The organism is Buttiauxella sp. BIGb0552 (assembly GCF_004366275.1).
Lineage (GTDB): Bacteria > Pseudomonadota > Gammaproteobacteria > Enterobacterales > Enterobacteriaceae > Buttiauxella > Buttiauxella gaviniae.
In genome coordinates this window covers 303,514-323,712 of sequence record NZ_SODY01000001.1, presented here as the reverse complement: position 1 = coordinate 323,712, position 20,199 = coordinate 303,514, and the positions used below count along the sequence as shown (strand labels likewise).

Here is a 20,199-nt window from a genome sequence, read left to right as displayed (position 1 = left end):
AATAACGTATTGCAACTCATCACAGTAAGGACATTTATGTCAGGCCACCGCCCTCGTTCGCAACGAGGCCATTTGCCTCCGGGCAGCGAACGTTATGGTAAATCTGTTTTCGGCGCACCGCTTATTTGGTTCCCCGCAGCACCCAGCGAGCAGCGCAGTGGGTTAATTATTGCCGGTACACATGGCGATGAAAATGCAGCGATGGTTACGCTGTCTTGCGCATTACGCACTCTTGAGCCCGAATATCGTCGTCATCATGTGGTGCTGGCCGTCAATCCAGATGGTTGCCAACTTGGCTTACGCGCCAACGCCAATGGTGTAGACCTGAATCGTAATTTCCCCGCAGCCAACTGGAAATCAGGTGAAACGGTTTATCGTTGGAACAGTAGCGCGGATGAACGTGATGTGGTGCTCTCTACAGGCAAAAAACCGGGTTCAGAGCCAGAAACCGCAGCCTTATGCCAACTGATTCATACTTTACAACCTGCATGGGTTGTCTCTTTCCACGACCCTTTAGGTTGCATTGAAGATCCTGATAATTCAGTACTCGGGGCTTGGCTTGCGAAGGAATTCAAACTGCCGTTGGTTACAAGTGTCGGTTATGAAACGCCCGGCTCTTTTGGTAGTTGGTGCGCAGATTTAGATTTGCCTTGTATTACCGCAGAGTTCCCGCCCATCTCGGCTGACGATGCGAGTGAGCGGTATCTGGATGCCATGATGGGCTTATTGCACTGGCAAAAATAATTATCCGTTACGGATAAAGCTTACCGGTTTCAAAATGCAAGCCAGGCTCAACATCCACAGCCAGCCAGGTTGGGCCATCGAGGTCGGCAAAGCGGACTTTAGCTGCCAGCGGTAACGCTGCGGCTATTGCTCGCGAGGTACACAACATACAGCCTAACATCACATCAAAACCGTGTTCGCGCGCGGCCTGAGTTAACGCCAGAGCTTCGGTTAAGCCGCCAGTTTTATCCAGCTTCACATTTACCATCTCGTAACGACCTTTCAGCTCTCGCAAACTTTCGCGGGTATGGCAACTTTCGTCAGCGCAAATAGGTAACGGATGAATGAAGTTAGACAGCGCACTGTCTTGTCCGGCCGGTAAAGGCTGCTCAAGCATCGCAACATTGAGATCGGCCAGTAACTGGCAACGCGCCGCCAACCCATCGCTGTGCCATGCTTCGTTGGCATCAACAATTAAAACGGCTTCGGGAACTGCGGCACGAATCGCCACCATACGTTCAGTGATTAGTCGGTCATCAATTTTGACCTTCAAAAGACGCGCGCCCTTATCCCACAATAGTTTTGCCGCCGCCGCCATTTGCTCAGGTTCGGCAATGCTGACCGTCTGTGCTGTAGTAATTAATTCAGGAAGCTCAACGCCCGCAGTATATGACAGCGTACGCTTGTTCTTTCTGGCTTCTAAATCCCACAAAGCGCTATCGACGGCATTTCTCGCGGCACCAGCCGGCAAACCATCTTGCAGTTGCGCGCGCGTCATCCCTTTTTCCAGTTGAGGTATAACCGTGGTGATTTGCGCCAGCACCGATTCCACGCTTTCGCCATAACGCGGATACGGCGTGCACTCGCCCACTGCCTTGATACCGTCTTCTTCCAGCTCAACCACCACAACTACCGCTTCGCTGCGAGTTCCGCGTGAAATCACAAACGGTGTATGGAGAGGCCATGCTTCCTGGTAAACCTTGACTGTTCTCATTATTGTTTTGCCTGTGGTCGTTGTTTGTATCCTTCGCAGAGTATACCCAAAATAATTCAAGGTGCATCGAGGCGGCAAGGGAACGAATCCCGATGAGCTTACATAAGTCAGTGATTATTCGGCCCATCCATGGGCCTCACCCCTCCGGGGCCGCTGTAACAGCGTTCAAATCTGTTCCAGACAGATTTGTTGGGTGAGAGAGCGCAGCCAACAAAGAGGCAGCATGAAGTATGAAGGGTATATAGCCAGCGAACACTTTTACTTGCACTATCAGTTTTTTATATTCAGACGAGGAATACTGACATACACTGTTCGCGGCGTTAATTATATGTAAACAGGAAAATCAAACATGTCACAAATCGTTCATTTCCAGGGCAACCCTGTAGCGGTTGCAGGTCAGATCCCACAAGCTGGCAACAAAGCTGAAGCTTTCACTCTGGTAGCAAAAGATCTTTCTGATGTTGCACTGAGCCAGTTCGCCGGAAAACGTAAAGTACTGAACATTTTCCCAAGCATCGATACCGGCGTTTGCGCGGCATCTGTGCGTAAATTCAACCAACTGGCAACTGAGATGGATAACACTGTTGTACTGTGTGTTTCTGCCGATCTGCCATTTGCACAGTCTCGCTTCTGCGGTGCAGAAGGTCTGAGCAACGTGGTAACGCTGTCTACTCTGCGTAACCCTGAATTCCAGCAAGCTTATGGCGTTGGTATTTCTGAAGGCGCACTGAAAGGCCTGACTGCCCGCGCGGTTGTGGTTATCAATGAGAAAGATGAAGTGGTATTCAGCCAGTTAGTGAATGAAATCACTAACGAGCCAGATTATGCTGCGGCGCTGGAAGCTCTCCAGGCTTAAGTGTTAATGCCCCCGATAACCGGGGGCATTCTTACTACTCTTCTGTTTTACGCTGGCTCAAACCATATTCACGTAATTTGTTCGCAATCGCCGTATGTGAAACACCCAGGCGTTTTGCCAGCTTACGCGTACTTGGGTAAGTACGATAAAGCTGTGTCAGTACCGAGCGCTCAAAGCGGCTGGTAATATCATCCAACGACCCTTCCATCGCCTCTTCGCCAACAGCCAAACTGACGGTGTCAAAATCAGGCAGCAAAATATCTTGTGGACGCAATTCGTACCCTTCCAACTGCGTTAACGCGCGATAAATTGCATTTTTCAACTGACGCACATTACCCGGCCACCCGTAACGCGTAAGCACATTACTCAGGTCATTTGCCAATTTCGGGCGCGGTACCCCTTGTTCATCGGCAAATCGTGCCACAAACAATTCAGTCAGAGGCATAATGTCTTGCGGGCGATCACGCAAAGGCGGCAGATTCAGCGTCAGTACATTCAAGCGGTAATAGAGGTCCTCACGGAACTCCCCTTTTTGTACCATTTCAACCAGGTTCTTCTGAGTGGCGCAAATCACACGAACATCAACATGTACTTCGTGTTCTTCACCCACGCGGCGGAAAGTCCCATCGTTGAGGAAGCGCAGCAGTTTAGTTTGCATACGCGGCGACATCTCACCAATCTCATCCAACAGAACCGAGCCACCGTTAGCCTGCTCAAAGAAGCCTTTCTTACCTTCAACAGCGTTAGCGTATGCCCCTGGCGCGTGGCCAAACAGTTCGCTTTCAACGACGTCATCAGGCATTGAGCCACAATTGAGTGCCAGATAGGGTTTCTGCGCTCGCGGGCTACCAAGATGGCAAGCATGTGCAAGTAAATCTTTGCCCGTACCTGTATCACCAACTATCAGCAAAGGTGCATTCAGCAATGCCAGTTTATGTGCCTGATCAACGACATGGCGCATTTTCGGGCTGACAGCGACAATCTGACTGAAAGCGCTGACATCAGTGTTAGAGAGATTTTGTAGCTGGCGACCCATACGCACAGTGGAGCGCAGCATAACAACCGCCCCCACCAGTGAAGACTCTTCGTTTTCACTATCCAGATGAACCGGCGTAATCTCCATCAGGAAGTTCTGCCCGTTGATGACCACATGTTCGGTATGCGACTCAGCCGGAGAACTTTCAAGCCAACGCATAAAATTGAAACCATTCACCAAACTTGCGGCATTGTGGTTACGCAGCTTGTCTTCATTCTGTCCGAATAGCGCACAGCTCGCTGGGTTCGCCAGCTCTACTTTGCTTTTCATATCCAGCGAAAGTACAGGCTCAGGTAGCGCTTCAAGCAATGCACTAAGTGCACGATGCTCACGTTCGGAAGGCATCCACGGCACAGTACGAACATCCGTAACGCCTGGAATACGGCGAATTTCAGCCATCAGACTGCTGAACGAGTCAAATTCAAGTGTCGAGAAATTCAGGTAAATTCGCCCAATTGGATCAATTTCGATTCCTCGCAAATCGATACTACGCAGCACAAGTAAATCAAGTAATTCTCGAGTCAGACCAAGGCGGTCCTGGCAAAAAACTTCCAGACGCATGGAGGTGTCCTTCAATTGCAAAAAGCTGAGTCATTGGGTGGAGTGATGATACTCCAGATAAGTTACGGTCAGAAGAGATGTGTTAAGAAAAGTTGACAGATAAGTCTATGAATGGAGGTGATGCCGTAAACCTTAAGGCTCACGGCATCATTAAAGTGTCACTCGACAGGTTTATTTTTGCTCTTACTCATCGTCTCTTTGAGCTGAACCAACAACTGCTTACGGAAGTCACCCAGACGAGGCTTGTCACCATCAATCCACGGCAACGGACGGCAAAGCTCCATTGCTTTAATCCCAAGGCGAGCCGTCAGTAAACCTGCGCCAATCCCCTGCGCTGCACGAGTAGACAGTCGCGCTGCGAGATCCTGACCTAGCCAGTCCATCCCCACCTCACGCACAAGTTCACTCGCTCCGGCAAAGGCGATGTTCAGCAGCACCAGACGGAACAAACGAATACGGCTGTAGTATCCAAGTTCGATGCCGTAAAGCGTGGCGATTCGGTTAATCAGTCGTAAATTGCGCCATGCAATAAACGCCATATCCACCAACGCAAGCGGACTTACAGCAATCATCAACGTTGATTCAGCAGCGGAGCGACTTATTTCCCGACGCGCCTGATTATCAAGCACTGGCTGAACCAGACGTGCATACAACTCGACCACTTCCCGGTCATTTTGCGTTTCATGAATTGCCGCATACCAGCGTTGCAGCGCAGGATGTCCGTGATCAAGCCCAGCCTGACGTGCCAGTTTTTCACAAAATGCCCGGCCTTTGCCCATGCCGTGACTGTTCATCAAATCACGTGCTTCATCGCGTTCTTCGGCTCGTTGGCGTAAACGCCATAACCGTCGCCATTCGGTAGCGACTGAACCAATCCCTGCGGCAATAATTAACCCACCGGCAATACCGCCGCCGAGCGCAATCCAGTCCTGGGTTATAAATGCGTTATGCGTCCATTGGATACCTTGCGCCACAACGCTGACACCGAATAACCCAAGCCCAACCTGAACCATGCGTCGCCAGAGGCTACGTTTAGGATGTAGCGCCGCTTCAATCACCGCTTCCGCCTGCCCATCGTCTTCCATTTCATCGAGTTGAGTTAGTGCTGGTGTGAATTTTTCTGCTTCAGGCTCGCTAAATGCGTGTGGTGCTTTATAAATGGGTTCTTGTTCCACTTCCAGTGGTTGCGCGAAATCTATACGCGGTTTTAATGGTTCATTCATCGCAATTTATCCCCGATTAAAAACTCCAGTGCCGCATCCATCCGAATATGTGGCATCGGTCTGTCTACATCCATGACTTGCGGGCGGAACTGTTCAAACTGAAAACCTTGTTTCTCCCAAAATGCACTACCTGGCAAACGCGCCGGAACTTCGCCTGGGTAGACAGTCAGCGGTGCACCATCACTTAAACGGTTACCACGCAGTGCCGGGATTTGCTCGCCTTTCACGTCAACCAGGCCACTTTGTGTTGCCTGTACTGACGCAAGCCCCATGCAGTCCATGTCGATACCTTCAAATGCCGCATTCTGCCAGGCGTCCTGCACCAGTTGCTGAAGTAGTGCGACCATGTTGGCGTGTTGGTCTACCGTAACGTGATCGGCCTTAGTGGCGGCAAACAAAAGTTTGTCGATAACCGGCGAAAACAGGCGGCGGAATAGCGTGCGCTGGCCGTAATGGAAACTTTGCATCAGTTGCGTCAGCGCAAGACGCATATCGTTAAACGCCTGTGGCCCGCTGTTCAGCGGCTGAAGACAATCCACCAGTACAATTTGACGGTCAAATTTGAGGAAGTGGTTCTTGTAGAACCCTTTGACCACTTTTTCACAGTAGTATTCAAAACGTGTACGCAAGGTGCCGATATTGGTGGTTTTGTCTGCCTGAGCGAGTTTCGATTCGCCAATGCTATCCACATCTGGCCACGGGAAGAATTGCAACGCCGGAGCGCCAGCCATATCGCCAGGTAAAACAAAACGACCTGGTTGAATAAAATGCAGACCTTCTCGTTTGCAGTGCAGCAGATATTCAGTCCATGCCTCTGAAATGGCTGCAAGGCGATTTTCATCGGCAGGAGCCAGCGGATCCAAACCTTCACATAATTTGCGCCACTGCACAGACCATTCGGCTCGATCGCCGGTAAGCAGACTGGTCATCTGGCGCGACCAGCTCAGGTAATTTTGCGCCAGCATCGGCAAGTCCAACAGCCACTCACCAGGATAATCGACAATTTCCAGATACAGCGTTGATGTGTCTTTGAAATGGCGCAACAGTGAATCGTTAGAACGATAACGCAGCGCAAGGCGCATCTCGCTAACACCGCGAGTCGGAGTCGGCCAGTTCGGTGGCGAACCGTATAACTGCGCCAGGCCTTCGTCATAGGTAAAACGTTGAATACCTAAATCACGCTGCGGCACACGTTTCACGCCAAGCAGGCGTTCTTCACGTACCGCATTAAGCAACGGCAAACGCGCGCCGTTATGCACGCTCAATAATTGGTTCACCATCGCGGTGATAAAAGCCGTCTTACCGCTGCGGCTTAAACCGGTTACGGCAAGACGTAAATGTCGGTCCACACCCCGGTTCATCAGGGCATTCAGTTCATTCTTGATTCTGTTCATATGCGTCCTGGTTGCGCCCGTTGTCTCTCAACTGAGGAGAATCTTCACTGATTGTAATAAATATGGGTTGTTAATACCGAATCAATGGCAAATGAATTGAAAATCAAAAGTGTGGAGAAAAGATTACTTTGCGGTGCCGCCTTGAGTGCGAGCAGAAATTTTGCGCAGCACTCGTGCCAGCAGTGGCTCAAGGGTTAGCGCCAGTAGCATTTTCAATGGACGGCGCGCGACAGATTTAACCGCCCAACCCGCGACGCCTGCTGGGCCGTAGCGCAGGGCAGTCAGCAATACTAACTTACCGACAATTTTCAGGCCCGGCTTAGCCTTGTTCGCAGCCGTCTGGAATTTAGACATGGTTTCTCCCGATTACAACGGGGGCTATCGCCCCCATAGAGAACATTAAAGCTGACGGAAACGGCTACGTAACGTGAAGGTATCAGAGGTTATATAGCGTTCCATAGAACGTAAACGCTGCTCCCCTGCCGCAAGTTCAGCGTCAACTTCGTCGAGCAAATCGCGCGTGGTCGGTTGAGGCGTTGCCTGGTCGGCACCCGCGGGCATTGGGTCAAGAATAAAAGTCAGTGCGATGTAGGCCACCATCACAAAGAAAAATAGGCCAAAAATCATCGCTAACACGGTAATCAGGCGTACCAATTTGACAGGCACATCAAGGTATTGCGCGATACCTGCACAAACCCCCTTCACCATCCCTTTTTCAGGGATACGCCACAATTTACGACCGGAAATTGAGTTCACCATTATTTGTCTCTCCAGTTCGGATGTTCTGCGTCAAGGATCTGCTCCAGCGTCTGAATTCGTTCACGCATACGGCGTGATTCTTCAGTTAGCTGAGCCAGCCGCTGTTGCTCGCCTTGAGAAAGCTGCCCGCCATTCGCGGCACGGTTGTTGTAGTGCAACCACAGCCAGATGGGGGCGACAAACAACACAAATATGGTTAACGGAATGGCAAGAAAAAGCGCGCTCATGTGTACTCCTTTTACAAGTCAGGCCAGCTGCGGCGCGCCATGCACGCCGCAGTTAAAGTGAATTACCCACGTTCCTGGTTATTCATTTTAGCTTTCAGCGCAGCCAGCTGTTCGCTGATCTCGTCGTCGGCTTTCAGTTCAGCAAACTGTGAGTCGAGATTTTTCTGTTTGCCAAAGCTGTGGCTTTCCGCTTCTGATTCCATCTGGTCAATACGGCGTTCAAAAGATTCAAAACGAGCCATTGCTTCATCGATTTTGCCACTATCCAACTGGCGACGAACATCGCGTGAAGAAGAGGCTGCTTGATGACGTAGCGTTAACGCCTGCTGGCGCGCGCGGGTTTCGCTGAGTTTATTCTCAAGCTCACCAATCTCTTTTTTCATACGCGCCAGGGTTTCATCGACGTGCACCACTTCATCTTCCAGGGTGGCGATCAGGTCGGTCATTTTTTGTTTTTCGATCAATGCCGCACGTGCCAGATCTTCTTTATCTTTACGCAGTGCCAGTTCGGCTTTTTCCTGCCATTCGGCTTGCTGTGCGGTCGCTTGCTCTACACGGCGGGAAAGCTGTTTCTTTTCAGCCAGCGCACGAGCCGAAGTGGAGCGCACTTCAACGAGTGTGTCTTCCATTTCCTGAATCATCAGGCGCACCAACTTCTGTGGGTCTTCCGCTTTCTCAAGCAGTGAGTTGATGTTGGCATTCACGATGTCGGCAAAACGAGAAAAAATACCCATAATTCAATCCTCTTTAGTCATTATTTCAGGTGCCCGGCACCCAGCACGACAAGAATACTGCAAGCGGTGTGCCAACTTTTTATCGCATTGATTTTTAACAGAATGATTAAATTTGACTCATTATGCATAACGTTTATAGTGGTTATATTCACTAACTATTGGTTAATTTAATCATGGCAGACAGCAAAGATAACCTGATTGGCGAAGCAAACAGCTTTCTTGAAGTGCTGGAACAAGTCTCCCGCCTGGCACCGTTAGAGAAACCCGTGTTAGTGATTGGCGAGCGCGGAACAGGTAAAGAGTTGATTGCCAATCGCCTACACTTCCTTTCGCGCCGTTGGCAAGGACCGTTTATTTCCCTTAACTGCGCGGCACTCAACGACAACTTGCTGGACTCAGAACTATTCGGGCATGAGGCTGGGGCTTTTACCGGCGCTCAGAAGCGCCATCCAGGGCGCTTTGAACGCGCCGACGGCGGTACGTTGTTTCTTGATGAACTGGCAACTGCACCCATGATGGTGCAGGAAAAACTTTTACGTGTCGTGGAATACGGTGAACTTGAGCGTGTTGGCGGCAGCCAGCCGTTGCAGGTCAATGTGCGATTGGTTTGTGCGACCAACGCCGATCTGCCAAAACTTGCTGAAGAAGGGAAATTCCGCGCTGATTTGCTCGACCGTCTTGCTTTTGATGTAGTGAAACTGCCACCGCTGCGTGAGCGCCAAACCGATATCATGTTGATGGCTGAACATTTCGCGATCACCATGTGTCGCGAGTTGGGCTTGTCCTTCTTCCCGGGTTTTACCGAACAAGCACAGTTAACACTGTTGAATTATGCCTGGCCGGGAAATATCCGCGAGCTAAAAAACGTGGTTGAGCGCTCTGTTTACCGCCATGGCAACAGCGAGGAGCAGGTCGATGAAGTGATCCTCGATCCCTTTGCGCGTAAGCCCGCGCCTGGTGTGAAACACGAAGCGTCACAACTCTCGTTACCGATGGATCTGCGCAAATGGCAAAACGAGCAGGAAAAAACGCTGGTGGAACAGAGTCTGGTGCAGGCGAAATATAACCAACGAAAGGCCGCCGATTTGCTCGGTCTCACCTACCATCAGCTACGGGCATTGCTTAAAAAGCATGATGTGGTTCAGCCCGATTGACTCTCTGTTTACGGCTTTCTCCATGCTACAAAAGCCGTAACTGACGCAAAAAACAGCATCCCCCTGCCTTTTTTGCAGGCTTTGTTTAATAAAAAAGCAAAATAGCCTGACATATTTTGGGAAGCCCTACAGAGTGCGATACACTTTGGCTATCACCCGAGAAAACTCAAAAACTTATGCGCGGAATTGTCTCCTCCCTGTTACTGGCGGTTAGCTGCCTGAGTGGCGCGGCATTTGCTGCAACACCTGTTGAAAAGCCAGCTGATATCCGTAGCAGCGGATTTGTTTATTGTGTCAACGGTCAGGTCAATACCTTTAACCCGCAGATGGCTAGCGGTGGTTTGACTGTGGACACCCTTGCCGCACAGCTATACGACCGATTGCTGGATGTTGATCCTTACACTTATCGCCTGATGCCAGAATTGGCCGAGAGCTGGGAAGTATTGGATAACGGTGCGACTTATCGTTTCCATTTACGCCCGAACGTTCAGTTCCAGACCACACCATGGTTTAAACCCACTCGCGCACTGAATGCCGATGATGTGGTATTCAGCTTCCAACGAGTGTTTGATCGCAAACACCCATGGCATAACGTTAACGGCGGCAACTACCCTTACTTCGATAGCCTTCAGTTCCCTGATTCGGTAAAAAGCGTTCGCAAGCTTGATAGCAACACTGTTGAGTTCCGACTGGAAAAACCAGATGCCTCTTTCTTGTGGCATATGGCTACACATTACGCATCCGTGATGTCCGCAGAATATGCTGATCAACTGACTAAGGCCGACCGTCAGGAATTAATGGACCGTCAGCCGGTTGGCACAGGGCCATTCCAGATAAGTGAATATCGCGCGGGGCAATATATTCGCCTCGCACGCCATCCGAAATTCTGGCGCGGTGTTCCATTAATGCCACAAGTTGTTCTGGATTTGGGTTCAGGTGGTACAGGACGTTTATCGAAACTGATTACCGGCGAATGCGATGTGCTGGCCTATCCTGCAGCCAGTCAGCTGACAATTTTACGTGATGATCCGCGACTGCGTCTTACTTTGCGTCCGGGAATGAACATCGCTTATCTGGCGTTTAATACCAACAAAGCACCATTAAATAACCCAGCAGTACGTCATGCTCTGGCGCTGGCCATTAACAACCAACGCCTGATGCAGTCGATTTACTACGGTACAGCCGAAACAGCCGCTTCTATTTTGCCTCGTGCTTCCTGGGCTTATGACAGTGACTCCAAAATTACCGAATACAACCCGCAGAAAGCTCGCCAGCAATTAAAAGCGCTCGGACTTAACAACCTGGAATTGCGTCTATGGGTTCCGACTAGCTCTCAGGCATGGAACCCAAGCCCGCTGAAAACGGCAGAGCTTATCCAGGCTGACATGGCGCAAATTGGGGTGAAGGTCATTATTGTTCCTGTAGAAGGCCGTTTCCAGGAAGCTCGCTTAATGGATATGAACCACGACTTAACGCTTGCCGGTTGGGCAACTGACAGTAACGACCCTGATAGTTTCTTCCGCCCCATGCTTAGTTGCGCCGCGATCCGATCGCAGACCAACTATGCTCGTTGGTGTGACCCGAAGTTTGATGAAGTGCTGCAAAAAGCGTTGTCGTCTCAGCAACTGGCCTCACGCATCGAAGCTTACCGCGAGGCTCAGGACATTCTGGCCGAACAATTGCCCGTGCTACCACTGGCGTCATCACTGCGCTTGCAAGCCTATCGCTACGACATTAAAGGGCTGGTGCTAAGTCCGTTTGGTAACGCATCGTTTGCGGGTGTTTCCCGCGAGAATGTTGAGGTGAAAAAACCATGATTATTTACACTCTTCGCCGCATATTATTGCTGCTGGTGACGCTGTTTTTTCTGACCTTTATCGGCTTTAGCCTCAACTATTTTACCCCTCATGCCCCACTGCAAGGTGCATCACTGTGGAATGCGTGGGTTTTCTGGTTTGAAAGTATCATGCACTGGGATTTCGGCGTATCGAGCATTAATGGCCAGTCGATTAATGAACAGCTGCGTATTGTTTTCCCTGCCACCATGGAACTATGTATCCTGGCATTTGGCCTGGCATTACTGATAGGTATTCCGGTAGGAATGCTGGCCGGTATTATGCGCAATAAGTGGCAAGACCGGCTGATAAGCGCTCTGGCACTGGTTGGTTTTTCTATTCCTGTATTCTGGTTAGCCCTGCTGCTAACAATGTTTTTCTCGCTCACATTAGGCTGGTTGCCAGTTTCCGGGCGCTTTGATTTGCTTTATGAAGTGAAATCAGTGACTGGCTTTGCGCTGGTTGATGCCTGGCTATCGGACTCCCCTTATCGTGAAGAGATGATCGTCAGCGCCATACGTCACATGGTGCTGCCAGTGGTGGCATTAGCCGTCGCGCCGACCACTGAAGTGGTGCGTCTGATGCGTATAAGCACCATTGAAGTGTTTGACCAAAACTACATTAAAGCAGCAGCAACCCGTGGTTTATCACGCCTGACAATTCTTCATCGTCATGTGCTACACAACGCGTTGCCTCCGGTCATTCCACGCCTCGGCCTGCAATTCTCAACCATGTTAACTCTGGCGATGATCACTGAAGTTGTGTTCAGTTGGCCGGGCCTTGGGCGCTGGCTTATCAACGCAATTCGCCAACAAGACTACACGGCCATTTCTGCTGGCGTGATGGTCATTGGCTCATTGGTAATCATCGTGAACGTTATCTCCGATATTTTGGGTGCCATGGCAAACCCTCTGACACATAAGGAATGGTATGCCTTACGATAGCGTCTATCGCGAGAAGCGCCCGCCGAGCACTCTACGCCTGACATGGCGAAAATTTTACGGCGATACTACGGCAATGATCGGCCTATATGGTTGTGGCGCTTTGGTACTGCTGTGCATTTTTGGTGGTGTTTTTGCGCCCTACGGCATCGACCAACAGTTCCTGGGTTATCAACTGTTACCGCCTTCATGGTCACGCTATGGCGATGTCTCTTTCTTCCTGGGTACAGATGACCTGGGGCGTGATGTATTGAGCCGTCTGTTAAGCGGTGCCGCACCAACAGTTGGCGGTGCGTTTGTCGTTACGCTTGCGGCAGCTGTATGCGGCATTATTCTGGGCGTGTTTGCCGGTTCAACACATGGCCTTCGCTCTGCTGTGCTCAATCATATTCTCGATACGCTGCTGTCTATTCCGTCGCTGCTGCTGGCAATTATTGTCGTGGCATTTGTTGGGCCACATTTGTTGCACGCTATGTTTGCCGTGTGGCTCGCCCTGCTGCCGCGTATGGTGCGTTCTGTTTATAGCGCCGTACACGACGAACTGGAAAAAGATTACGTGGTTGCCGCACGCCTTGATGGTGCATCAACACTGAATATTCTGTGGTTTGCGGTAATGCCTAATACGGCGGCGATTCTGGTTACTGAGATTACCCGCGCACTCTCGATGGCGATTCTGGATATTGCTGCACTAGGGTTTTTGGACCTTGGCGCGCAACTCCCTTCACCGGAATGGGGCTCGATGCTGGGTGACGCACTGGAGTTGATTTATGTCGCTCCGTGGACAGTAATGTTGCCCGGAGTAGCTATCATGATCAGTGTGTTGCTGGTCAACCTGCTGGGCGACGGTTTACGCCGCGCAATCAATGCGGGGGTGCAATAATGCCATTACTTGATATTCGTAACCTGACCATCGAGTTTATGACTTCCGAGGGTTGGGTAAAAGCCGTCGACCGCGTCAGTATGACTCTGAATGAAGGGGAAATCCGCGGTTTAGTGGGCGAGTCCGGTTCAGGAAAGAGTCTGATTGCCAAAGCGATTTGCGGCGTCACCAAAGACAACTGGCGCATCACCGCCGACCGTATGCGGTTTGATGATATCGATCTACTACGTCTGAGTTCACGCGAGCGTCGTCGCCTGGTCGGCCACAACGTTTCGATGATTTTCCAGGAACCGCAGTCGTGTCTGGACCCATCAGAACGAGTCGGTCGTCAGTTGATGCAAAATATTCCCGGCTGGACCTATAAAGGCCGCTGGTGGAAACGATTTGGCTGGCGCAAACGCCGGGCCATTGAGTTGTTACACCGCGTGGGAATTAAAGATCATAAAGATGCGATGCGTAGCTATCCCTACGAGCTGACTGACGGTGAATGCCAGAAGGTGATGATAGCCATTGCGCTGGCAAACCAGCCGCGTTTGTTGATTGCGGATGAACCAACCAACGCGATGGAACCAACCACGCAACTGCAAATTTTCAAACTACTGACGCGGTTAAATCAGTACAACAACACCACCATTTTGCTTATTAGCCATGACTTGCAGATGCTGAGCAAATGGGCCGATAAAATTAACGTCATGTATTGTGGGCAAACCGTGGAAAGCGCAACCAGTGAAGAGCTGATTGCCACCCCGCACCACCCTTATACACAGGCGCTTATCCGCGCGATCCCTGATTTTGGCAGTCCGATGCCGCATAAAAGCCGACTCAATACCATGCCTGGTGCGATTCCTTTACTGGAACAGTTGCCGATGGGGTGCCGACTGGGGCCTCGCTGCCCTTACGCACAGCGTGAATGTATTGAAACACCTCGCTTGATGGGGGCAAAGACACATCTTTATGCCTGTCACTTCCCGCTGAATATGGAGAGTCAGTAATGGCTGAAACGCTGCTCGAAGTTCGTAATTTAAGTAAAACGTTTCGCTATCGAACTGGCTTGTTCCAGCGTCAGCATGTTGACGCCGTTAAACCACTGAGTTTCACTCTGCGTGAAAAACAGACACTGGCGGTTATCGGTGAGAATGGGTCAGGAAAGTCGACACTTGCAAAAATGCTTGCCGGGATGGTTGAGCCAACCACTGGCGAAGTGCTAATTAATGATCATTTGCTGCAGTACGGTGACTATACCTACCGAAGCCAGCATATCCGCATGATTTTCCAGGACCCGAGCACCTCGTTAAACCCGCGCCAGCGTATTTCGCAGATCCTCGATTTCCCGCTGCGCCTGAATACCGACCTTGAGCCGGAAGCACGTCACAAGCAAATTATTGAAACGCTGAGAATGGTCGGTTTGCTTCCCGATCACGCCAGCTACTACCCGCATATGCTGGCTCCAGGGCAGAAACAGCGTCTGGGTTTGGCGCGCGCGTTAATCCTGCGCCCGAAAGTGATTATTGCCGACGAAGCGCTGGCATCTCTTGATATGTCGATGCGTTCGCAATTGATTAACCTGATGCTTGAATTGCAGGAGAAACAGGGCATTGCCTATATCTATGTGACTCAGCATATCGGCATGATGAAACACATCAGCGATAAAGTGATTGTGATGCATCAGGGCGAAGTCGTTGAGCGTGGCAGCACCGCTGAAGTTCTTGCCTCCCCGCTTCATGACCTAACCAAACGCCTGATCGCCAGCCATTTCGGTGAAGCGTTAACAGCAGATGCGTGGCGAAAAGATCGATAAAGCCAACATATTAAGGGTGGATGCCGTTCGCGAAGAGCCACCCTTAACACGTTATTTTTTCGCTTCAACATAGCGAGCAAAATTATCCAGGATAGCCTGCCAGCCATTCTTCTGATGCTCGATGGGGTATTGAGTATCAGGGTCAAACTCTAGATATACCTTCACACCGCCCTCCTGCTCCGTAAATTCGACTTTCGCTTCGCGGTCACCAAAAGTGTATTCAATCAATTTATTCGGAATGATGTTCGTATAAACACCTGCAAAATCAAACCCCATACTGCCGTCCTTCGCTTCCATTCGTGACGAAAACTTACCTCCGGGCTTTAAATCCACCTCCGCATTGACGGTATGCCAGTCTGCCGAAGCAGTATTCCATTTTTCAATATCTTGAGGGTGATTGTAAGTATTCCAGACTTGCTCAATGGGTGCATGAACCTGTGTTTCAACAGTGATTTTCATCATTTATCTCCGGTGATTATGTTTCCAGGCAAGTGCGAATTAACACCCTAAAACATAGTATCCATCAGGCATGTCGGCAATGCGTCTACCACGACCGCCACACAACCATCTGTTCAGACCTCTGGTGACACGATAACCAGTCGTCCGGCGTAAGAAAAATAACCTGACACAACAGGCGTTGAGTGGGATATAATTTCACTTTCGTGTTGAAAAATTGTGACTAGTCATCGTCAACTTGATGATTATAAAGTCATAAAATTAGCAGAAACTATAAGGATTCAAAGCTATGGGTTTTCTTACCGGTAAACGCATTCTGATCACTGGCGTCGCCAGTAAACTCTCCATTGCCTACGGTATCGCACAGGCTATGCACCGCGAAGGTGCTGAACTGGCTTTCACTTACCAGAATGAAAAACTGAAAGGCCGTGTGGAAGGGTTTGCTGCAGATCTGGGTTCAAGCCTGGTTCTGCCGTGCGACGTTGCAGAAGATGCGAGCATCGAAGCGATGTTTGCTGAGCTTGCGAAAAGCTGGCCGAAATTTGACGGTTTTGTTCACTCTATCGGTTTCGCACCTGGCGACCAGTTAGATGGCGACTACGTGAATGCGGTTACCCGTGAAGGCTTCAAAATTGCTCACGACATCAGCTCCTACAGCTTTGTTGCGATGGCAAAAGTTTGCCGTGAAATGCTCAATCCAGGTTCAGCACTGCTGACTCTGTCTTACCTGGGTGCAGAACGCGCTATCCCTAACTACAACGTTATGGGTCTGGCTAAAGCATCTCTGGAAGCTAACGTGCGCTATATGGCAAACGCGATGGGTCCAGAAGGTGTGCGTGTGAACGGTATCTCTGCTGGCCCAATCCGTACTCTGGCGGCATCCGGCATCAAAGATTTCCGTAAAATGCTGGCACATTGCGAAGCGGTTACCCCGATTCGCCGCACTGTGACCATCGAAGATGTGGGTAACTCCGCAGCGTTCCTGTGTTCTGACCTCTCTGCTGGTATCTCTGGCGAAGTGGTACACGTTGACGGCGGTTTCAGCATCGCAGCAATGAACGAACTGGAACTGAAAGACTAATTCGGTTCATCACGTGGGCAGGCGCCTGTCTGCCCCGTTAACACCCTCGCCTCACCCACAATCTTGCCTGTTAATTCTGAAATTCCTCTCGTAGTTATACTTTTCCGATATTTATTATCACCGATCATTCTTTTGTCACCTCCCGCGCTTACGCCAGGATAAAGCAGCAAACCAGGCCGTCAGGTGTTTTCCCCGGGCTTGTAAACTCTTTGACCAAGGAATGACCATGGAACAACGCCGAATCTCAGGCAAAGGCCACTGGTACCATGAAACCCAGTCCAGCCGTAACGATGCCGCCGTGCTTCCGTTAGTTCCCGAAGCCGCGTTTCTCGAAGATCGTTTTTTACTTGATTTGAACCTTAGCGCTGACCAGCTCACCTCTGAGTATGCGTGGCTTTCGGCTGCACGTGATATCAGTGAATGTTTGTTGCCTGAAAACAGCCCTGTGACACGCTTACATACGCTGAGTTGCTATGATCGCCTGAGTACCGCTCTCACTGTCGCACAGGTCTACGGTGTTCAGCGTCTTTGCAATCATTATGCGGCCCGACTGGCCCCCCAACCTGGGCCAGACTCATCGCGCGAAAGCAACCGTCGTCTGACGCAAATCACCCAATACGCCCGCCAGTTGGCCAGCCAACCGACGCTGATTGATGATGTCTCGCGTCAGCAACTTGATGAAGTTGCTCTTTCAGTAAATGACATGGTGACATTTAACCAATTGATTGGCTTTATCGGTTTTCAGGCTCGCGTAATTGCAATTTTCCAGGCTCTACAAAGTTTACCTGTGCGCTGGCTACCCGGGTTTGATACGCAGCAGGATGCCCCCACCGAGTTATTCCTTGATGGCGACAAGCAGTGGCATCCGGGTTTACCTGAAGTTGAGCCACGCTACGCAAACACACTGCAATTGGTCGTACATAACGACTGCCTACCGCAAAATATCTTGCAAGAGATGAGTTGGCTGCTGCTTCACGATGCCACGGCATTTTCCCTATTCGGCCAGATAACTCATTTACTGCTCCCACCGGATGCTCAAGCCTGTGATGATCAGATTTTGGTTGGTCTGTTGACCGCACGTATTAACGGAAGCGTCAGTTGCCTTACGGATTTTGCAAAAGCATGGCGTGGTGAAAGTGGTTTACCTGAAGCAATGCGCAACGGTGAAAGAGCGATACAAGCCTGGAGCCATAACCGTCCACGTGAACGCGCGATAATCCAGGCTGTCCGCGTATTAACTCGCGCACCTGGAAGTTTTAGCGCAGCCCAGCTTCAACTTTTATTCGAACAGGGTTTTAGCGAAGGTGAAGCTTTGCAATTACTGGTGAGTTCAGGGTTGTACGGCTGGCTAAACCGATTGAAAATTGGGCTTGGCAATAATCGCTAGACATTGATAGCACGTGCCTTTGCGGCAAACAGCGCTTGCCGCAAAGGGTGGTTTCGCGTAAAACTGTCAGCCGCTCTTTTGGCCACGAAAACTAAAAAATATGTTCCAGGATAACCCGCTGCTCGCGCAGCTTAAACAGCAACTGCATTCCCAAACTCCACGCGTTGAAGGCGTGGTAAAAGGCACGGAAAAAGGCTTTGGCTTCCTCGAAGTGGACTCCCAAAAAAGTTACTTTATTCCGCCACCGCAGATGAAAAAAGTGATGCACGGCGACCGCGTGAGCGCGGTGATTCATACCGACAAGGACCGCGAAACCGCTGAGCCAGAAGAGCTTATCGAACCGTTCCTCAGCCGGTTTGTTGGTCGTGTACAACGTAAAGACGACCGCCTGTCTATCGTTCCGGATCACCCATTATTGCGTGATGCGATTCAGTGTCGTGCCGACCGCAACGTCACGCACGATTTCCAGAATGGTGATTGGGCAGTCGCGGAGATGAAACGCCATCCGCTTAAAGGCGACCGCGCTTTCTACGCTGACCTAACACAATTCATTACCTGCGGTGACGATCATCTCGCACCATGGTGGGTGACACTGTCACGTCACAATCTTGAACGTGAAGCGCCAGATGGTGTAGCGACTGAAATGTTGGATGAAGGCCTGGTGCGTGAAGATTTAACCGCCCTTGATTTCGTCACCATCGATAGCGCCAGCACCGAAGACATGGATGATGCACTGTACGTTGAAGAGTTAGCTGACGGTAAATTGCAGCTGACCGTAGCCATTGCGGATCCAACCGCCTGGATTGCTGAAGGCAGTAAACTCGACAATATTGCTAAAGTCCGCGCCTTCACCAACTATCTGCCGGGCTTTAACATCCCGATGTTGCCTCGCGAGTTGTCTGACGATTTATGTTCACTGCGCCCTAATGTGACTCGTCCGGTTGTCTCGTGCCGCATGGTTATCGCTCAAGATGGCAGCATCGAAAAAGACATTAACTTCTTTGTTGCGACCATCGAATCCAAAGCCAAATTGGCCTATGACGCTGTCTCCGACTGGTTAGAAGAAAAAGGCGACTGGCAGCCACCGAGCGACGCTATCGCTAAGCAAATTCGTCTGCTGGAACGCGTCTGCCTGAGCCGTGCCGACTGGCGCCGTACACACGCGCTGGTGTTCAAAGACCGCCCTGATTACCGTTTCGTATTAGGTGAGAGAGGCGAAGTGCTGGATATCATTGCGGAATCACGTCGCATCGCTAACCGCATCGTTGAAGAATCAATGATTGCGGCAAACGTCTGTGCGGCCATTGTGTTGCGCGAGCAATTGGGATTCGGCGTTTATAACGTCCACACCGGTTTCGACCCGGCAAACATTGAACAGTTGGCGACTATGCTGCAAGGTCACGGCCTTGACGTTGACGCGCAAGAAGTGCTGACACTAAACGGTTTCTGCAAATTACGCCGTGAACTTGATGCGCAGCCAACCTCCTTCCTTGACACTCGTATCCGTCGCTACCAGTCGTTTGCTGAAATCAGCATTGAGCCAGGCCCGCATTACGGCCTGGGTCTGGAGGCTTATGCAACCTGGACCTCACCGATTCGTAAATACGGCGATATGATCAACCATCGTCTGTTGAAAGCGATCATCAAAGGTGAAACCGCATCCCGTCCGCAAGACGAAATCACAGTACAGATGGCTGAGCGCCGTCGCCTGAACCGCATGGCTGAACGCGATGTCGGTGACTGGCTGTATGCTCGTTTCTTGAGTGACAAAGCCGGAACGGATACTCGTTTTAGTGCTGAAATCATTGATGTGAGCCGTGGTGGTATGCGCGTACGTCTGATTGAAAATGGTGCTGTTGCCTTTATCCCTGCCCCGTTCATCCATACTGTCCGCGATGAGATGGTATGCAGCCAGGAGCTAGGAACCGTGCAGATTAAAGGCGAAGTGGCTTACAAAGTGACAGACGTCATTGATGTGACAATCGCAGAGGTTCGTATGGAAACTCGTAGTGTGATCGCACGTCCAGCAATCTGACGGTTAGTTTGTCATTTAGATTTAAAAGCTGAGCCTGGTGCTCAGCTTTTTTTTGATCTTTTTTTGTGGTGAATACTCTTAGGATCATAATCACAACGAGGTAATGATTAGCACCATAACTCGTT

Annotated in this window: 20 protein-coding genes; 11 read left to right on the top strand and 9 right to left on the bottom strand. The window is 50.6% G+C overall.

From position 1 onward, the window contains the following. The first annotated feature begins 36 nt into the window (after nucleotides 1-36). Nucleotides 37-744 carry a murein tripeptide amidase MpaA gene (gene mpaA / locus EDF88_RS01540; RefSeq protein WP_134182420.1) on the top strand — a complete coding sequence of 236 codons (708 nt, stop codon included), beginning with the start codon at nucleotides 37-39 and terminating at the stop codon, nucleotides 742-744. 7 nt (nucleotides 745-751) lie between these two features. Here mpaA and ycjG read toward each other — a convergent pair whose 3' ends face one another. Beyond that, nucleotides 752-1,717: an L-Ala-D/L-Glu epimerase gene (gene ycjG, locus EDF88_RS01535; RefSeq protein ID WP_064511596.1), complete on the bottom strand. Its 966-nt coding sequence runs from the start codon at nucleotides 1,715-1,717 to the stop codon at nucleotides 752-754. A gap of 349 nt (nucleotides 1,718-2,066) precedes the next feature. Here ycjG and tpx point away from each other — a divergent pair, with 349 nt between their 5' ends. After that, entirely contained in the window at nucleotides 2,067-2,573 is a 507-nt protein-coding gene (gene tpx, locus EDF88_RS01530; protein ID WP_064511597.1) for a thiol peroxidase, read from the top strand. Nucleotides 2,574-2,607: 34 nt separating this feature from the next. Here the strand turns inward: tpx and tyrR are convergent, their stop codons facing one another. From tyrR to pspA, 7 genes are all read right to left on the bottom strand, one after another. Further along, a complete protein-coding gene (tyrR, locus tag EDF88_RS01525) occupies nucleotides 2,608-4,170 on the bottom strand; it encodes a transcriptional regulator TyrR (RefSeq protein WP_064511598.1) in 1,563 nt (520 codons plus the stop codon). A 158-nt stretch (nucleotides 4,171-4,328) separates the two neighbouring features. Then, on the bottom strand, nucleotides 4,329-5,393 hold the full coding sequence (locus EDF88_RS01520; RefSeq protein ID WP_064511599.1) for a YcjF family protein: 1,065 nt from the start codon (nucleotides 5,391-5,393) through the stop codon (nucleotides 4,329-4,331). Then, nucleotides 5,390-6,787 carry a YcjX family protein gene (locus tag EDF88_RS01515; RefSeq protein WP_134182418.1) on the bottom strand — a complete coding sequence of 466 codons (1,398 nt, stop codon included), beginning with the start codon at nucleotides 6,785-6,787 and terminating at the stop codon, nucleotides 5,390-5,392. Before EDF88_RS01515 ends, EDF88_RS01520 begins: the two co-directional genes overlap by 4 nt. A 123-nt stretch (nucleotides 6,788-6,910) precedes the next feature. Beyond that, the gene (gene pspD / locus EDF88_RS01510; protein ID WP_064511601.1) at nucleotides 6,911-7,141 is read right to left on the bottom strand and encodes a phage shock protein PspD; all 231 of its coding nucleotides are present in this window, start codon (nucleotides 7,139-7,141) and stop codon (nucleotides 6,911-6,913) included. 45 nt (nucleotides 7,142-7,186) lie between these two features. Next, complete coding sequence (gene pspC / locus EDF88_RS01505) at nucleotides 7,187-7,546, bottom strand: envelope stress response membrane protein PspC (RefSeq protein WP_064511602.1); 360 nt, start codon at nucleotides 7,544-7,546, stop codon at nucleotides 7,187-7,189. Continuing rightward, nucleotides 7,546-7,773: an envelope stress response membrane protein PspB gene (gene pspB / locus EDF88_RS01500; RefSeq protein ID WP_064511603.1), complete on the bottom strand. Its 228-nt coding sequence runs from the start codon at nucleotides 7,771-7,773 to the stop codon at nucleotides 7,546-7,548. Before pspB ends, pspC begins: the two co-directional genes overlap by 1 nt. A 62-nt stretch (nucleotides 7,774-7,835) precedes the next feature. Further along, the gene (gene pspA, locus EDF88_RS01495; protein WP_034455458.1) at nucleotides 7,836-8,507 is read right to left on the bottom strand and encodes a phage shock protein PspA; all 672 of its coding nucleotides are present in this window, start codon (nucleotides 8,505-8,507) and stop codon (nucleotides 7,836-7,838) included. A 158-nt stretch (nucleotides 8,508-8,665) separates the two neighbouring features. On the opposite strand from pspA, the gene pspF reads away from it, so the two are divergent. From pspF to sapF, 6 genes are all read left to right on the top strand, one after another. After that, nucleotides 8,666-9,661 (top strand): phage shock protein operon transcriptional activator, encoded by a 996-nt coding sequence (gene pspF, locus EDF88_RS01490; protein ID WP_134182416.1) that lies wholly within the window; start codon nucleotides 8,666-8,668, stop codon nucleotides 9,659-9,661. Nucleotides 9,662-9,837: 176 nt separating this feature from the next. After that, a complete protein-coding gene (sapA, locus tag EDF88_RS01485; protein WP_064511605.1) occupies nucleotides 9,838-11,478 on the top strand; it encodes an ABC transporter substrate-binding protein SapA in 1,641 nt (546 codons plus the stop codon). After that, nucleotides 11,475-12,440: a putrescine export ABC transporter permease SapB gene (gene sapB / locus EDF88_RS01480; protein ID WP_064511606.1), complete on the top strand. Its 966-nt coding sequence runs from the start codon at nucleotides 11,475-11,477 to the stop codon at nucleotides 12,438-12,440. The genes sapA and sapB overlap by 4 nt, the downstream gene beginning before the upstream one ends. Then, nucleotides 12,427-13,317, top strand: coding sequence for a putrescine export ABC transporter permease SapC (sapC, locus tag EDF88_RS01475; RefSeq protein ID WP_134182414.1), 891 nt, complete (start codon nucleotides 12,427-12,429; stop codon nucleotides 13,315-13,317). Before sapB ends, sapC begins: the two co-directional genes overlap by 14 nt. After that, nucleotides 13,317-14,309 carry a putrescine export ABC transporter ATP-binding protein SapD gene (gene sapD, locus EDF88_RS01470; RefSeq protein ID WP_134182412.1) on the top strand — a complete coding sequence of 331 codons (993 nt, stop codon included), beginning with the start codon at nucleotides 13,317-13,319 and terminating at the stop codon, nucleotides 14,307-14,309. Before sapC ends, sapD begins: the two co-directional genes overlap by 1 nt. Continuing rightward, nucleotides 14,309-15,115: a putrescine export ABC transporter ATP-binding protein SapF gene (sapF, locus tag EDF88_RS01465; protein ID WP_134182410.1), complete on the top strand. Its 807-nt coding sequence runs from the start codon at nucleotides 14,309-14,311 to the stop codon at nucleotides 15,113-15,115. Before sapD ends, sapF begins: the two co-directional genes overlap by 1 nt. A 51-nt stretch (nucleotides 15,116-15,166) precedes the next feature. On the opposite strand, the gene EDF88_RS01460 is transcribed toward sapF, so the two are convergent. After that, complete coding sequence (locus tag EDF88_RS01460) at nucleotides 15,167-15,577, bottom strand: SRPBCC family protein (protein ID WP_134182408.1); 411 nt, start codon at nucleotides 15,575-15,577, stop codon at nucleotides 15,167-15,169. A gap of 283 nt (nucleotides 15,578-15,860) precedes the next feature. On the opposite strand from EDF88_RS01460, the gene fabI reads away from it, so the two are divergent. From fabI to EDF88_RS01445, 3 genes are all read left to right on the top strand, one after another. After that, nucleotides 15,861-16,652 carry an enoyl-ACP reductase FabI gene (fabI, locus tag EDF88_RS01455; RefSeq protein WP_064558757.1) on the top strand — a complete coding sequence of 264 codons (792 nt, stop codon included), beginning with the start codon at nucleotides 15,861-15,863 and terminating at the stop codon, nucleotides 16,650-16,652. Between the two features lie 226 nt (nucleotides 16,653-16,878). Then, complete coding sequence (locus tag EDF88_RS01450; RefSeq protein ID WP_134182406.1) at nucleotides 16,879-18,039, top strand: CMD domain-containing protein; 1,161 nt, start codon at nucleotides 16,879-16,881, stop codon at nucleotides 18,037-18,039. 100 nt (nucleotides 18,040-18,139) lie between these two features. Beyond that, entirely contained in the window at nucleotides 18,140-20,074 is a 1,935-nt protein-coding gene (locus tag EDF88_RS01445) for an exoribonuclease II (protein ID WP_134182404.1), read from the top strand. Nucleotides 20,075-20,199 lie beyond the last annotated feature (125 nt).